General features: G+C 72.5%; 11 protein-coding genes and 1 pseudogene. 7 read left to right on the forward strand and 5 right to left on the reverse strand.

Going from position 1 to position 14,185, the window contains the following annotated elements; genetic code table 11:
* Nucleotides 1-294: 294 nt before the first annotated feature.
* Entirely contained in the window at nt 295-2,364 is a 2,070-nt protein-coding gene (locus OG309_RS12950; protein WP_329420693.1) for an FG-GAP repeat domain-containing protein, read from the reverse strand.
* A gap of 469 nt (nt 2,365-2,833) precedes the next feature.
* Here OG309_RS12950 and OG309_RS12955 point away from each other — a divergent pair, with 469 nt between their 5' ends.
* The 4 genes and pseudogenes from OG309_RS12955 (at nt 2,834) to OG309_RS12970 (ending at nt 5,644) form a co-directional block, all read left to right on the forward strand.
* On the forward strand, nt 2,834-3,124 hold the full coding sequence (locus tag OG309_RS12955; protein WP_443067632.1) for a bestrophin-like domain: 291 nt from the start codon (nt 2,834-2,836) through the stop codon (nt 3,122-3,124).
* Nucleotides 3,082-3,459 (forward strand): annotated as a pseudogene (locus OG309_RS12960) (hypothetical protein); the annotation flags it as partial. The gene OG309_RS12955 and the pseudogene OG309_RS12960, both read left to right, overlap by 43 nt.
* Nucleotides 3,460-3,524: 65 nt before the next feature.
* Entirely contained in the window at nt 3,525-4,667 is a 1,143-nt protein-coding gene (locus OG309_RS12965; protein WP_329420695.1) for a serine hydrolase domain-containing protein, read from the forward strand.
* 68 nt (nt 4,668-4,735) lie between these two features.
* Nucleotides 4,736-5,644 carry a hypothetical protein gene (locus tag OG309_RS12970; RefSeq protein WP_329420696.1) on the forward strand — a complete coding sequence of 303 codons (909 nt, stop codon included), beginning with the start codon at nt 4,736-4,738 and terminating at the stop codon, nt 5,642-5,644.
* On the opposite strand, the gene OG309_RS12975 is transcribed toward OG309_RS12970, so the two are convergent.
* Complete coding sequence (locus OG309_RS12975) at nt 5,632-6,315, reverse strand: TetR/AcrR family transcriptional regulator (protein WP_329420697.1); 684 nt, start codon at nt 6,313-6,315, stop codon at nt 5,632-5,634. The genes OG309_RS12970 and OG309_RS12975 overlap by 13 nt on opposite strands.
* A 140-nt stretch (nt 6,316-6,455) precedes the next feature.
* On the opposite strand from OG309_RS12975, the gene OG309_RS12980 reads away from it, so the two are divergent.
* From OG309_RS12980 to OG309_RS12990, 3 genes are all read left to right on the forward strand, one after another.
* Nucleotides 6,456-7,112, forward strand: a complete 657-nt coding sequence (locus OG309_RS12980; protein ID WP_329420698.1) for an NADPH-dependent FMN reductase — start codon at nt 6,456-6,458, stop codon at nt 7,110-7,112.
* Nucleotides 7,113-7,128: 16 nt separating this feature from the next.
* The gene (locus OG309_RS12985) at nt 7,129-8,559 is read left to right on the forward strand and encodes a DHA2 family efflux MFS transporter permease subunit (protein ID WP_329420699.1); all 1,431 of its coding nucleotides are present in this window, start codon (nt 7,129-7,131) and stop codon (nt 8,557-8,559) included.
* A gap of 131 nt (nt 8,560-8,690) precedes the next feature.
* A complete protein-coding gene (locus OG309_RS12990; RefSeq protein ID WP_329420701.1) occupies nt 8,691-9,764 on the forward strand; it encodes a 4Fe-4S binding protein in 1,074 nt (357 codons plus the stop codon).
* Here OG309_RS12990 and OG309_RS12995 read toward each other — a convergent pair.
* From OG309_RS12995 to kdpA, 3 genes are read right to left on the reverse strand one after another with little or no spacing between them, the layout of a single operon-like run.
* Nucleotides 9,721-10,410, reverse strand: a complete 690-nt coding sequence (locus tag OG309_RS12995; protein WP_329420703.1) for a potassium-transporting ATPase subunit C — start codon at nt 10,408-10,410, stop codon at nt 9,721-9,723. The genes OG309_RS12990 and OG309_RS12995 overlap by 44 nt on opposite strands.
* Before the next feature lie 5 nt (nt 10,411-10,415).
* Nucleotides 10,416-12,521 (reverse strand): potassium-transporting ATPase subunit KdpB, encoded by a 2,106-nt coding sequence (gene kdpB / locus OG309_RS13000; protein WP_329420704.1) that lies wholly within the window; start codon nt 12,519-12,521, stop codon nt 10,416-10,418.
* Entirely contained in the window at nt 12,518-14,182 is a 1,665-nt protein-coding gene (kdpA, locus tag OG309_RS13005) for a potassium-transporting ATPase subunit KdpA (RefSeq protein ID WP_329420706.1), read from the reverse strand. Before kdpA ends, kdpB begins: the two co-directional genes overlap by 4 nt.
* Nucleotides 14,183-14,185 lie beyond the last annotated feature (3 nt).

Consider the following 14,185-nt stretch of genomic DNA (forward strand, 5'->3'; position numbering starts at 1 on the left):
CAGCAGCAGGTCTTTCCCGGGACTCCGAGTCGGTCGTCGCCCAGGGCGACGGCGATGCTCGTCTCCGGCTCGATCCGATCGGCCTGCGCCGCGGCCACTCGATCCGATCGGCCTGCGCCGCGGCCACTCGATCCGATGGGCCTGCGCCGCGGCCAGGAGGAATCCCTGCTTGGTGCGCCCGTCCCGGAGGTTGACCCACCGTGGTCCGCGCGGGGGCCGCGCGCTCGGCGGCCCCGGGGGTTCCGGGGCCGCCGAGCTGCGTGGACGTCGAGGGCGATGCGGGAGGCGGGCGCCTCAGCGGGCGCCCCAGCCCAGGTCGACCGGGGTGGCGGCGCCCAGGCCTCCGGAGCGGCCCGCGTACAGGCGGGCCGTGCCGTCGGCCCAGACCGCGAGGGTGTCCGGGAGGCCGTCGCCCGTCAGGTCGCCGGTGCCCGCCATGGTCCGCACGATGCCCCAGCCGGTCGAGACCTGGCTGCGGGCGCCGAGGCCGCCCGTGGTTCCCGGGTACAGCCACAGCGTTCCGGCGCCGTCCACTGCGAGGACGTCCGGCAGGGTGTCGCCGGTGAGGTCGCCCGCACCCGTCAGCAGACGCATCGAGTCCCAGGACGTCCCGATCTGCCTGCTCGCGCCCAGCCCTCCGGACCGGCCCGCGTAGAGGTGCGCCGTGCCGTCGTTCCATACGGCCATGACGTCCGGGACGCCGTCGCCGGTGAGGTCGCCCACGCCCGTCATGCGCTGGACGATGCCCCAGCCGGTCGACAGCTGGCTGCGGGCGCCGAGGCTGCCCGTGGTTCCCGGGTACAGCCACAGCGTTCCGGCACCGTCCACGGCGAGGACGTCCGGCAGGGTGTCGCCGGTGAGGTCGCCCGCACCCGTCAGCAGACGCATCGAGTCCCAGCCGGTCCCGATGGACTTCCGGCCGGCCACACCGCGGGCCGCCCCCGGGTACAGGGCGAGGTTGCCGTTGCCTTCGCCCGCCGTCGTCGAGGCCTTGGGGCGGACCGCGATCACGTCAGGGCGCCCGTCGCCCGTCAGATCGCCGCCGAGGCCGGTGAGCGAGCGCAGCGGGAGTTCGGGCCTGGGCCACGGGATGCTGAAGACGGCGCGGTCCGTCGTCGATTCGTTGAGCGTCCAGAGTTCGTCCGTGGCGGGCCAGTAGGCGACGTTCTCGTTGTTGACGCCCGTGCGGGTCCACAGGCGCACCGGCTCCCCCGGCCACGCGTGGTAGAGGCAGCTGGGGATGTTGGCGCCCCCTTCGACGAACTCGGGGCAGGGTGCGGAGACGACGAACCTGCCGCGGTTCATGGCGACGCCCTGCGCGCCGCTGACCGTGGAGGTGAACGCGGCGGTCGGGCGGGTCGCGACCTCGGTGCCGATCACGTTCCCGTTGCCGTCCTTGACCGGTTGCGCCGTGGTGCGGGGCAGGCCCGTGGCGGGGTCGAGCGGCCAGCGCACGATCACCCCCGGATCGAGGAACTTCTGCTGCTGCCCGCTGCCCACCCCGTTGATCTCGGTCGTGACGAGTGCGGGCTCCTCCCCGCTGAGGTCGAGCGAGGCGCCCGCGAAGCAGGGCGGCTTGGGGCCGCCCCGGTCCGCCGGAGTGAACGTTCCGCAGTCGCCCGGGTCGTCCTCCAGGTACTGGAGCTGGTCGACCTGCGGCAGGGCGTAGTCGTGGCCCGCCGCGTAGTACTTGCCGCCCGAGACGCCGACGGTGGTGCCGCTCGGGTCCGTGCGCCAGAACCGATCGAGGTCGAACAGGGCCATGCCGGAGGCGGTGGACACGTAGAGGCGGTTCTTGTACCAGGTCACGGAATCCGCGTGGCCCGTCAGCCCGGTGTAGCCCGCGGCGGTGGCCGTGGGGGTGACCAGCAGGACGTGCCGGTAGCGCATGGCCGCCGGGTCGGTGACGTCCGCGAGGGTGACGCGGATCGGACCCCCGCCGGACTTGTACCAGCTCGAGACCACGATCCGGCGGCCGCCCACGAGCTGGGCGTTCTCCGGCGCCTCGCCGGAACCCGTCAGGCCCTGCGGCACGTGGACCACCGTGCTGCTGTCCTCGCCAGCCTCCCAGCAGAAGCCCTTGGCCCCCGCCGCGCCGACCGGCTGGCACAGCGGGCGCGCGACCCGCGGCATGCCCCCGACGACCTGGCCGATGCCGACCTTCGGGACGCCTCTTCCGCCGTTCTCCACGGCGGCGATGTCCTGGGCGAACCGGGTCCGGCGCTCCGGCCGGACCCCGTTCTCGGATTCGGTCAGGGCCATCTTCCAGGCCGGGTCGACCGGCCTGGAAGTGATGGTCGCCGCGACGACCTCCCCGTTCGGCACCGTCGCCGCCGCGGCCTGCTGGGGCAGAAGTGCCACCATCAGCAGAGCCGCCGTCACATATCCCGTGGCATGACCGCCACGCCCCCACCTCGGCATCGGCATGCGACACCCTCCCCTTCTCCGGACGAGCCCCGCACATTAACCCGGCGCCGGAGCCGGGGACGTTCCGGCCGGTCGGATCGGCGGCCCGGCCGGATCGGCGGTCGGCCGGGGTCGCCACGCCTCGGCCGCCCGGCGCAAGCGCCGTCCCCCGTGCGAAGGCGAGCGAACGATTCTGCCGTTACGGCGGGGGCGGACCGCCGGGAAGGATCAACGCGCCCCTGGACGCGCCGGTCGCCCGGGGAGTGACCGGCGCGTCCCGGCGCGTCGCCGCGTACCGTCCCTGGAGGTGGCCCCCGTGGCCCCCGTGGCCCTCGTCATCACCGTCGCCGTCATCGCCCTGCTCGCGGGCCTGGCCGCGAACCGCTGGCTGCGGCCACGGCTGCTCAATGCCGACGACGACGAGGGGATGGCCGTCAAGGACCTCGTCGGCCCGCTGCTGACGCTGACCGTGCTGCTGCTCGCCTTCGTCCTCGTCACCGCCAACGGCTCGTACGGCAAGGCCGAGGTCGCCTCGCGGGGCGAGGCCCGCGCCCTGGACCAGCTCGTGGAGACTGCCGAGTACGCGCCGGTCCTCCAGCGGTCCAGGATCCAGGCCGACGCGGTCTGTTACGCCCGTGCCGTACGGGTCCAGGAGTGGCCGGCGATGGCTCGGAGTTCGACCCGGCCCGGCGCAAGGAGCGGGCGCGCTTCCTGCTGACCGTGAGCGGCGGCGACGGGCACCACACGGTGCTGTCCTGGGCGGAGATCGACGCCGACTTCGGCGACGCCCCGGTGCTCCTCGCGACCCGCATGGACGGCGAGGACCTCGACACGGCCGGCACCCAGCTGGTCGTCCCCTCGGACCGCTGCGGCGCGCGGTACGTGAGCGCCGTGACCGGGATCTGGGTCGGCACCCTGCCGGCGGGCGCGCTCTCCGGGGCGGGGTCGTGGGGGTCGTGGGGGTCGTGGGGGTCGTGGGGGTCGTGGGGGTCGTGGGGGTCGTGGGGGACACGGCGGACGGGTGCCGACGGGTCGGGGGCGGCAGGCGTGTGACGGCAGGCGTGTGACGGCGGGTCGGGAACCGCGGACGGGCGTCCCGAACGGGGTAGACACCCCGTGTGAACACGACGCCCGGGACTCCCCGTATCGAGCGGCTCCTCCAGGACGGGGTCCGCTCCCTCGCCTTCCCCGGAGCCGTCTGGGCCGTCGGTGACGCCGGCGGGACGACGGCGGGCGGGGCCGTCGGGCTGCTCGATCCCGCGCGGCCCGACGAGCCCACGCGGCCCGACACCCTCTTCGACCTGGCCAGTCTCACGAAGGTGATCGCCGTGTGGCCGGTGGTGGGCACGCTGGTCGAGGCCGGGAAGCTGCACCTGCACACGCCGCTCGGCGCGTTCTGGCCGGAGGTCGCCGGGCACCCGCTGGCCTCGGTCACCCCGCACCAGCTCCTCACGCACACGGCGGGGCTGCCGCTGCGGGCCAACCTGCGCCATCTGTACGGCACCGACCCCCAGGACGTACGGGACGGGGTGCTGCGCGAGGAGCTGCGGCGGCGGCCCGGCGAGGCCGTCGAGTACACGGACCGCGCGGCGCTCGTGCTCGGCTACCTCGCCGAGCACCTGACCGGGCGGCCGCTGCGGGAGCTGGCCGCCGACCGGATCTGGGGGCCGCTCGGCATGACGGAGACGCACTACGGGCCGCTGCCGGCGGCCGTGGCCGCGCGCTGTGCGCCGACGGAGTACGACGAGGAGACCGGCACCCGTCTGAAGGGCACCGTGCACGACTTCTCCAGCCGGCTGCTGGGAGGCGCGTGCGGGATAGCGGGCGCCTTCTCGACGGCGGAGGACCTGGGGCGATTCCTCGCGCACGTCCTGGGCGCGTCTGCCGCACCCATCGGTCCGTCCGGCCCGCCGGGTCCGTCCGGTCCGTCCGGTCCGTCCCGTCCCTCAAGCCCATTCGGTCCATCCGGTCCATCCGGTCCATCCGGTCCGTTCGGGGCCGGCTGGGTCGCGGAGTCGCTTCGTATCCGTACCGGTGAACTCGCCCCGCCGCGCGGTCTGTTCTGGCACGTCGCGCCGGGTACGGGGGTGCGGGAGGACGTCTGGACGCACACGGGCTTCACGGGCACCGGCATGTGGGTCAGCCCCGCGCGGGGGCGCTGGGCGGTGCTGCTCACCAACAAGCTCTACTTCACCCGGGAGACAGGCCCGGTGACGACGGTGCGCGACGCGTTCCGGGCAGCGGTCTTTTCGGCCACGTGACCGGAGGCCGGTGGAGTCGTTGCACGCCGTAAACGATCAGGTAGGCGAACGGCAGTGGAGGCGCGACAGTGGGTGACGATCGGACGGTGCTGGTCGGAGAGCTGGTCGGAGAGCTGATCGAGGAGCCGGTCAGGGAGCTGGTCCTGGGTGACGCCGAGGATGTGCTGCGGGCGGCCGAGGAGGTCGCCGGGGGGCGCGCGGTGGTGCACGGCTTCGCGAACTTCTACGCGGTGACCGCCCGCACCGACCGGGCGGTCGTGGAGCGGGTCAACCGGCTGAAGGGGCGCCCGGCCGGGCAGACCGGCAGCGTCACGACCGTGCCGTCCGCCGTTCCCGGCCTGTTCGACTGGACCCGGCTGCCCGAGGAGCTCCCCCGTCGCCAGGTCCGGTCGCTGCTTGAGGAGCTGTACGAGCTCGGCCCGTTCGGCTTCCGGGGACCGGCCGCGGAGCGGGTGCCCGGGCACCTGACGGCGGTCCTGGACGGGGTGCCGACCGTACAGGTCATCGCGCCGGGCCGGGGCTGCCCGTCGAACGCGTTCTTCGCCGCGGCCCTGGAGCGCACGGGCGCGGAGTTCCTGTTCATCACCTCGGCCAACCGGTCGCGGCAGCTGCCGCACTGGCGCGCCGAGGGGGTCGTCGCGGACTTCGGTCCCGAGCCGGGGATGCGGGTGCTCGCGCACGCGGACGACGCCGTGGCCCGGCGTGGGTATCCGCACCATGAGCCGGTGTCGACGAGTGTGGTGTCGTTCCACCGTCCGGCGGGGCGCGGTCGTTCGGGGCTGCCCGCGCTCACCCTGGAACGCCACGGCTCCCTGTCGGCCGACCACATCCGTTCGGTCGCCGCCAACCACGGCTTCGCCCTGGCCCTCGCCCCTGGGGCGGCGACCCGGCCGCGGGCCCGCGTCTATGTGCCGGTGCCGGGTGGCGGGCGGGACGGCGTGGCGGGGGTTCCGGGGGCGGGCGTTCAGGCGCGGTAGGCGCGCAGGAAGGCGGCCACTCCGCCGGTGAGGAGGCGGTCGGTCTCCTCCTTGGGGAGCGGCACCACGCCGTAGTGGGAGCGCTGGACGATCGTGGCGGAGCTGAGGGCCACGTAGTGGACGGCGGCGAGGGCGGCGTCGCCGTGCACGTCGAGCAGCCCGGCGTCGGCGAGCCCCGCGAGGGCCTCGGCGAGGGCCTCGGTGACGGGGGCGGGCCCGGCCTGCTGCCAGGCGCCCATGACGTCGGCGGGGACGTGGCCGGCCTCGGCGTGGATGTGCCGGACGAGCGCGAAGTGGTCCGGGTACTCGGCGATCAGGTCGGTGAACGCGTAGGCCAGGGCGACCAGATCGCGTTCCAGCAGGTCCGGGTGGGGCGGCCGGCCGGGGTCCAGGAGGGCGTGGAGCCGGGCGAGCTGGGCGTCCCGGACGGTGTTGGCGGTCCAGGTGATGACCGTGCGGAAGAGCTCGGCCTTGCCGCCGGGGAAGTGGTTGTAGAGCGTGCGCGTGGAGACGCCCGCGGCGGCGGCGAGCGAGTCGACGGAGGCCCGGGCGTAGCCGTCGCGGCCGAAGACGCCGCAGGCAGCGCGGACCATCGCGAGCTGCTTCTCCAGTTTGCGGGGCGGGATCTCGCGCCGGGCCCGCTCGATCCAGGCCTCGTTGCCGCTGCCCATGCACTCCTCCTCGTCGACACCGCAGCGTAACCGCCACAGCGAACTACAACGCCCGTTGCACTTTCTACAACGCTCGTTGTACTTTACCGGAGCGCACCGGACGCACCCCGCGTCCGCACCGCTCCGGAGGGGACACCGCCATGCCTGAGACCACCGCTGCCGCCACCGCCACCGAGATCACCGCCGAGGCCGACGGGGCCACCGCCGCCACCGCCCCCCTGCGCGTCGCCGTCCTCGTGGGCAGCGTCCGGGAGGGGCGCCAGGGCGGCGCCGTCGCCGACTGGTTCCTCGGCGTGGCCCGCCGCCACGGCGGCCTGGAGCTCGACGTCGTGGACCTGGCCGAGGTCGACCTGCCGCTCGCCATGCCCGGCTGGGGCGGCCAGCCGGACGCGCGGGCCGCCGCGGCGCTCGCCGAGGTCTCGCCGCGGCTGGCCGCCGCCGACGCCTTCGTGGTGGTGACGCCCGAGTACAACCACAGCTTCCCCGCCGCCCTGAAGAACCTCATCGACTGGCACCACGAGCAGTGGCACGCCAAGCCCGTCGGCTTCGTCTCCTACGGCGGCCTCGGCGGCGGCCTGCGCGCCGTGGAGCAGCTCCGGACGGTCTTCGCCGAGCTGCACGCCACCACCGTCCGCGACTCCGTCAGCCTGCACGGCCCCTGGTCCGGGCTCGGCCCTGACGGCACGCCGCGCGACACGGCCGTCGCCGAGGGCGCGGCGAAGGGCATGCTCGGCCAGCTCGGCTGGTGGGGCCGGGCCCTGCGCACGGCCCGCACCGCCCTCCCCTACCAGGCCTGAGGGGAGGGGCGTCCGCATGAGCACCACAGCGCCCCGCGCCGAGGAAGTCGCCACCACCGGCGAGCCCGGCACCGTGTCCGGCACCCCGCTGGGCCGGGTCCTCACGGTCGTCGTCATCGGCTCCGTGATGTCCGTCCTCGACGTCACCATCGTCAACGTCGCCCTGCGCAGGCTGTCCGAGGCCTTCGACGCCCCGCTGGCCACCATCCAGTGGACCGCGACCGCCTACTCGCTCGCCCTGGCCGCCGTCATCCCGACCGCCGCCTGGGCCATGGGCCGGATCGGTGCCAAGCGCACGTACCTCACCGCCCTCGCCCTCTTCACCCTCGGCTCCCTGCTCGCCGCGTTCGCCTGGGACGCGGGCAGCATGATCGCCTTCCGCGCGGTCCAGGGGCTCGGCGGCGGGCTGCTCATGCCGGTGGGCATGGCCATGGTGATGCGCGCCGCCGACCCCGAGCGCTTCGGGCGGGCGATGGCCCTGCTCGGACTGCCCATCCTGGTCGGTCCGGTGGCCGGCCCCGCGCTCGGCGGCTGGCTGCTCGACGCGGCCTCCTGGCACTGGATCTTCCTGGTCAACCTGCCCGTCGGCGCCGTCGCGCTGCTCCTCGCGGCACGGCTCCTGCGCCCCGACGCCCCGCGCGCCGGAGCCCCCGCGCCCCGGCTGGACGTTCCCGGCCTGATGACGCTCTCCCCCGGCCTCGCCCTGCTCCTGTACGGGCTCGCCCGGGGCGGCGAGACCGGCGCCTTCACCACGCCGGGGACCCTGGTGCCCACGCTCGCCGGCGCACTGCTCGTCGCCCTGTTCGTCCGGCGGGCCCTGACGGCCCGTGAGCCGCTCCTCGACCTGCACCTGCTGCGCGACCGCACCTTCGCGGTCGGCATCGGCACCCTGGCCCTGTTCACCTGCGGCTACTTCGGCTCCATGCTCCTCACCCCCATGTACTGGCAGGGCGTACGCGGCTTCAGCTCGACCACCGCCGGCCTGCTCGTGGCCCCCGTCGGGCTCACCGTCGGCGTGACCATGCAGATCGCCGCCCGCCGCATCGACAGCAGCTCCCCCCGGCGCCTCATCCCCGTCGGCGTCGCCCTCGCCGCCCTCGGCATGGGCCTGACGGCCCTGCAGACCGGGACGGCGGGCGTGGCGCCCTGGCGGGTCGTCGCGGCGGCGATGCTGATGGGCGTGGGCGCGGGCATGGTCCTGATGCCCACGATGACCACGGCCAGCCGCTCCCTCCCGAAGGACCGCATGGCCGCCGCGAGCACCTTCCTCGGCATCAACTCGCAGCTCGGCGCCTCCGTGGGCACGGCCCTGTGCTCGGTCGTCCTCGGCACGACCGGCACCGACCCGGCCGGCTTCCGCACGGCCTTCACCGTGGCGGCGGCCCTGCTGGCCGCGGCGGCGCTGCCGGCCCTACTGCTGCCGGGACGGCCGTCGCGTACGCCGTGAGCGGGACCGGATCCCTCCTCCGAGACCCCCTACTCCCCTACTCCACCCCCAGTCCGTCTTGTTTCCCAACCCACGCCCCCTATAGTGAGTCCAGAAATCAAACGGACCCACCATAGGGGGCGTGGCGTTCCATGACCGACAAGAAGCCGCTTCCGGCCCGCCTGGCCGGCCATCCGTCCGTACGCGCGGTGCTCGCGGCGCGCGAGGCGGAGCCGTCCGCCGCACGGCCGCCCGCCGTCGTGGACGCCGCGTGGCTGCGGGAGTTGTGTCTGCGGGCGGGGGCCGACGACGCGGCGGCCGTGAGCCTCGGCCATCCCGACCTGGCCGGCGAGCGGGAGCACGCGGAGGGCGCACTGCCCGGGACGCGGACGCTCGTCTCGCTCGTCGTGCGGATGAACCGGGACGACGTGCGGTCGGCGGCCCGGAGCGTGGCCAACCACGAGTTCCACCGCGCGGGGGAGCTCGTCAACGACGCGGCCCGTACGGTCGTGCGGGAGCTCCAGGACGCCGGGTACCGGGCGGTGAACCCGTCGGCGACCTTCCCCATGGAGATGGACGCGTTCCCGGGCCGGATCTGGGTGGTGGCCCACAAGACCGTCGCCGTGGCGGCGGGGCTCGGCGTGATGGGGCTGCACCGCAACGTCATCCACCCGAAGTTCGGCAGCTTCGTCCTGCTGGCCACCGTCCTCCTGGACGCCGAGGTCTCCTCGTACGGACAGCCCCTGGACTACAACCCCTGCGTGGAGTGCAAGCTGTGCGTCGCCGCCTGCCCGGTCGGGGCGCTCTCCAAGGACGGCGACTTCGACTTCCTGGCCTGCGCGACGCACAACTACCGCGAATTCATGGCCGGGTTCACCGACTACGTCCAGACGGTGGCCGACAGCACGGACGCCGCCGACTTCCGCTCCCGGGTGACGGACGCGGAGAACGCCTCCATGTGGCAGAGCCTCGCGTTCAAACCCAACTACAAGGCGGCTTACTGCCTTGCCGTCTGCCCGGCCGGCGAGGACGTCCTCGGACCGTACCTCGACGACCGCAAGGCCTTCATGGACACCGTCCTGCGCCCGCTCCGGGAGAAGAAGGAGACGCTGTACGTACTCCCGGGCTCGGCCGCCCAGGAGTACGCGCGGCGCCGCTTCCCGCACAAGCCGGTGAAGGAGGTCAGCGGGGGCTGGCGGAAGCCGGCGGCGCCACCAGCGCCCTGAGGGCGATGTTGAGCCGGAGGACGTTGACCCGGGGTTCGCCGATGAAGCCGAGGATGCGGCCGTCGGTGTGTTCGTCGACCAGTCGCTCGACCTTCGCGACGTCCAGCTTGTTGCGTTCGGCGACGCGGTGGACCTGGAGCTTCGCGTACTCCGGGGAGATGTGCGGGTCCAGGCCGGAGCCCGAGGAGGTGACGGCCTCGGCCGGCACGTCGGAGGGCTTCACCTTGTAGTCGGCCGTCGAGTTGTCCTTGACGACGGCGGCCTTGGCGTCGGTCACCCACTTGACCAGGTCCGCGTTGTCGCCGGAGCGGTTCGTGGCGCCGGACAGGATCAGCTCGTACCGGGTGTTGACGGAGTTGGAGCCCAGGCCGTTCGACGGGCGCGGCTGGAACCACTTGAGGTCCGGCGCCGCCGTCTCCTCGCCCTCCTTCATCGGGAGGTCGTAGGTCTGGCCGATGAGTTCCGAGCCGACGACCTTGCCGCTCGCGTCCTTGATCTCGGAGCCGTTCGCCTTGTCATGGAAGGCCAGTTGGGCGATGCCCGTGACGGCCAGGGGGTAGAGCACGCCGCACACGACGGTGAGGACGAGCAAGGCGCGCAGGCCCGCCCAGATCAGGCGTCCGGTGCTTCCTACGGAAGTGTTCATGGTCGTCAGCCGATTCCGGGGATGAGGGAGAGGAGCAGGTCGATGATCTTGATGCCGATGAACGGGGCGATCAGGCCGCCGAGTCCGTAGAGACCGAGGTTGCGGCGGAGCATCGAGTCGGCGCTGGAGGGGCGGTAGCGGACGCCCTTGAGGGCGAGCGGCACGAGCGCGATGATGATCAGCGCGTTGAAGATGACGGCGGACAGGATCGCGGACTCGGGCGAGGCCAGGCCCATGATGTTGAGCTTGTCGAGCGACGGGTAGGCGACGGCGAACATCGCGGGGATGATCGCGAAGTACTTGGCGACGTCGTTGGCGATGGAGAAGGTGGTCAGCGCGCCTCGGGTGATGAGGAGTTGCTTGCCGATCTCGACGATCTCGATGAGCTTGGTCGGGTTGGAGTCGAGGTCGACCATGTTGCCGGCCTCCTTCGCGGCCGACGTGCCCGTGTTCATCGCCACGCCGACGTCGGCCTGCGCGAGGGCGGGGGCGTCGTTGGTGCCGTCGCCGGTCATCGCGACGAGCTTCCCGCCGGCCTGCTCGCGCTTGATGAGGGCCATCTTGTCCTCGGGGGTGGCCTCGGCGAGGAAGTCGTCGACACCGGCCTCCTCGGCGATGGCCTTGGCGGTCAGCGGGTTGTCGCCCGTGATCATGATCGTCTTGATGCCCATGCGGCGCAGCTCGTCGAACCGCTCCCGCATGCCCTCCTTGACGACGTCCTTCAGGTGGATGACACCGAGGACACGCGCGCCCTGGTCGTCTTCCACAGCCACAAGGAGCGGCGTGCCGCCGGCCTGGGAGATCGCGTCGGTGAGCACCTGGGTGTCGTCGGCGACCGTGCCGCCCTGCTCCTTCACCCATGCGACGACCGAGCCGGTCGCGCCCTTGCGCACCCTCCTGCCGTCCAGGTCCACGCCCGACATGCGGGTCTGGGCGGTGAACTCGATCCACTCGGCGTCGGCCAGCTCACCCTGGTGCCGCTCGCGCAGCCCGTACTTCTCCTTGGCGAGGACGACGATGGAGCGCCCCTCGGGGGTCTCGTCGGCGAGCGAGGAGAGCTGGGCCGCGTCGGCCAGTTCGGCCTCCGTCGTCCCGGCCACGGGGGCGAACTCGGCGGCCTGGCGGTTGCCGAGGGTGATGGTGCCGGTCTTGTCGAGCAGCAGCGTCGACACGTCACCGGCGGCCTCGACCGCACGGCCCGACATCGCGAGGACGTTGCGCTGGACGAGCCGGTCCATGCCCGCGATGCCGATCGCGGAGAGCAGGGCGCCGATCGTCGTCGGGATGAGGCAGACCAGGAGCGCCGTCAGGACGATCATCGAGGTCTGCTTGTCGGCCCCCGCGTAGATCGCGAAGGGCTTGAGGGTGACCACGGCGAGCAGGAAGACGATGGTGAGGGACGCCAGCAGGATGTTGAGGGCGATCTCGTTCGGGGTCTTCTGACGGGCGGCACCCTCGACCAGGTTGATCATCCGGTCGATGAAGGTCTCGCCGGGCTTCGTCGTGATCTTGATGACGATCCGGTCGGACAGCACCTTCGTACCGCCGGTGACGGCCGACCGGTCGCCGCCGGACTCGCGGATGACGGGCGCCGACTCGCCGGTGATGGCGGACTCGTCGACGCTCGCGACACCCTCGACGACGTCGCCGTCGCCGGGGATGACGTCGCCGGCCTCGCAGACCACCAGGTCACCGATGCGCAGCTCGGTGCCCGGGACCCGCTCCTCGCTCGTGCCGGTGATCCGGCGGGCGACGGTGTCGGTCTTGGCCTTGCGCAGGGTGTCGGCCTGCGCCTTGCCGCGGCCCTCGGCCACCGCCTCCGCCAGGTTCGCGAAGACCGTGGTCAGCCACAGCCAGGCCGTGATCGCCCAGCCGAACCAGTCCCCCGGGTTCTTGATCGCGAGCCCGGTGGTGACCACCGAACCGACCAACACCACGAACATGACCGGCGACTTGACCATCACCCGCGGGTCGAGCTTCCTGATCGCGTCCGGGAAGGACTCGACCAGCTGCTTCGGATCGAACAGGCCCCCGCCGACACGTCCGGCCTCGGGCTTGTGCCCGGTGGGTGCGTCCGGGTGGGGTGCCCGGGTAGGAGTGAGGGTGCTCATGCTGCGAGTCCTTCGGCGAGCGGGCCAAGGGCCAGGGCCGGGAAGTAGGTGAGACCGGTGATGATCATGATCGTGCCGACGAGGAGGCCGGTGAACAGCGGCTTCTCGGTACGGAGCGTGCCCGCGGTCTCGGGGACGGGCGTCTGCTCGGCGAGCGAGCCGGCCAGCGCGAGGACGAACACCATGGGCAGGAACCGGCCGAGCAGCATCGCGATGCCGATGGTCGAGTTGAACCACTGGGTGTCGGCGTTGAGGCCGGCGAAGGCGGAGCCGTTGTTGTTGGCGCCCGAGGTGTACGCGTAGAGGATCTCGGAGAAGCCGTGCGCGCCCGAGTTGGTCATCGAGTGCGACGGGGTGTCCAGGACGAACGAGGCCGCCGTGAAGCACAGCACCAGCGCCGGCGTGATCAGGATGTAGCAGGCCGCGAACTTGATCTCCCGCGTGCCGATCTTCTTGCCCAGGTACTCCGGCGTCCGGCCGACCATCAGACCGGCGATGAACACCGCGATGACCGCCATGATCAGCATGCCGTACAGGCCGGAGCCCACACCGCCGGGCGCGATCTCGCCCAGCTGCATGCCCAGCATCGTGATCCCGCCACCGAAGCCGGTGTACGAGGAGTGGAAGGAGTTCACCGCACCGGTCGACGTGAGCGTGGTCGCCACCGCGAAGATCGACGAACCGCCGATCCCGAACCGGGTCTCCTTGCCCTCCATCGCCCCGCCCGCCAGGTCGAACGCCGGGCCGTGGTGCGCGAACTCGGTCCACATCATCAGGGCCGTGAAACCGACCCAGATCGTGGCCATCGTCGCCAGGATCGCGTACCCCTGCTTCAGGGAGCCGACCATCCGCCCGAAGGTCCGGGTCAGCGCGAACGGGATCACCAGGATCAGGTAGATCTCGAAGAGGTTGGAGAGCCCGTTGGGGTTCTCGAAGGGGTGGGCCGAGTTGGCGTTGAAGTAGCCGCCGCCGTTGGTGCCCAGCTCCTTGATGACCTCCTGCGAGGCGACCGCGCCGCCGTTCCACTGCTGCGAGCCGCCCATGAACTGCCCGACCTCGTGGATCCCGGCGAAGTTCTGGATCGCACCGCAGGCCACCAGGACGAGGGCGCCGATCACGGCGATCGGGAGCAGGATCCGGACGGTGCCGCGCACCAGGTCGGCCCAGAAGTTGCCCAGCTCACCCGTACGGGAACGGGCGAAACCACGGACCAGAGCCACCGCCACCGCGATGCCCACCGCGGCGGAGACGAAGTTCTGCACCGCCAGGCCGCCGGTCTGCACGACGTGCCCCATGGCCTGCTCGCCGTAGTACGACTGCCAGTTGGTGTTGGCGACGAAGGACGCGGCCGTGTTGAAGGCCTGGTCCGGGTCGATCGACACGAAGCCGAGCGAGCCCGGCAGGGAGCCCTGCACCCGCTGGAGCAGGTACAGGAACAGGACGCTCACCGCGGAGAAGGCGAGCACACCGCGCAGGTACGCGGGCCAGCGCATCTCCACGTTCGGGTTGGCGCCGATGGCCTTGTAGATCCACTTCTCGGGCTTGTAGTGCTTCTCCGAGGAGTAGACGCGCGCCATGTGGTCACCGAGCGGCCGGTAGGACAGGCCGAGGGCGACGACCAGGGCGAGGAGCTGGAGGGCGCCGGCGAGGACGGGAGACATGTC

This window comes from Streptomyces sp. NBC_01268, assembly GCF_036240795.1.
GTDB lineage: Bacteria > Actinomycetota > Actinomycetes > Streptomycetales > Streptomycetaceae > Streptomyces.

Excerpts from the sequence above, each read along its gene's own strand:
- OG309_RS12975 (WP_329420697.1), bottom strand. The coding sequence starts at position 6,315 with ATGGGCAGCGGCAACGAGGCCTGGATCGAGCGGGCCCGGCGCGAGATC.
- OG309_RS12985 (WP_329420699.1), top strand. The coding sequence starts at position 7,129 with ATGAGCACCACAGCGCCCCGCGCCGAGGAAGTCGCCACCACCGGCGAG.
- OG309_RS12995 (WP_329420703.1), bottom strand. The coding sequence starts at position 10,410 with ATGAACACTTCCGTAGGAAGCACCGGACGCCTGATCTGGGCGGGCCTG.
- kdpA (WP_329420706.1), bottom strand. The coding sequence starts at position 14,182 with ATGTCTCCCGTCCTCGCCGGCGCCCTCCAGCTCCTCGCCCTGGTCGTC.
- OG309_RS12950 (WP_329420693.1), bottom strand. The coding sequence starts at position 2,364 with ATGGTGGCACTTCTGCCCCAGCAGGCCGCGGCGGCGACGGTGCCGAAC.
- OG309_RS12955 (WP_443067632.1), top strand. The coding sequence starts at position 2,834 with ATGGCCGTCAAGGACCTCGTCGGCCCGCTGCTGACGCTGACCGTGCTG.
- kdpB (WP_329420704.1), bottom strand. The coding sequence starts at position 12,521 with ATGAGCACCCTCACTCCTACCCGGGCACCCCACCCGGACGCACCCACC.
- OG309_RS12990 (WP_329420701.1), top strand. The coding sequence starts at position 8,691 with ATGACCGACAAGAAGCCGCTTCCGGCCCGCCTGGCCGGCCATCCGTCC.
- OG309_RS12980 (WP_329420698.1), top strand. The coding sequence starts at position 6,456 with ATGCCTGAGACCACCGCTGCCGCCACCGCCACCGAGATCACCGCCGAG.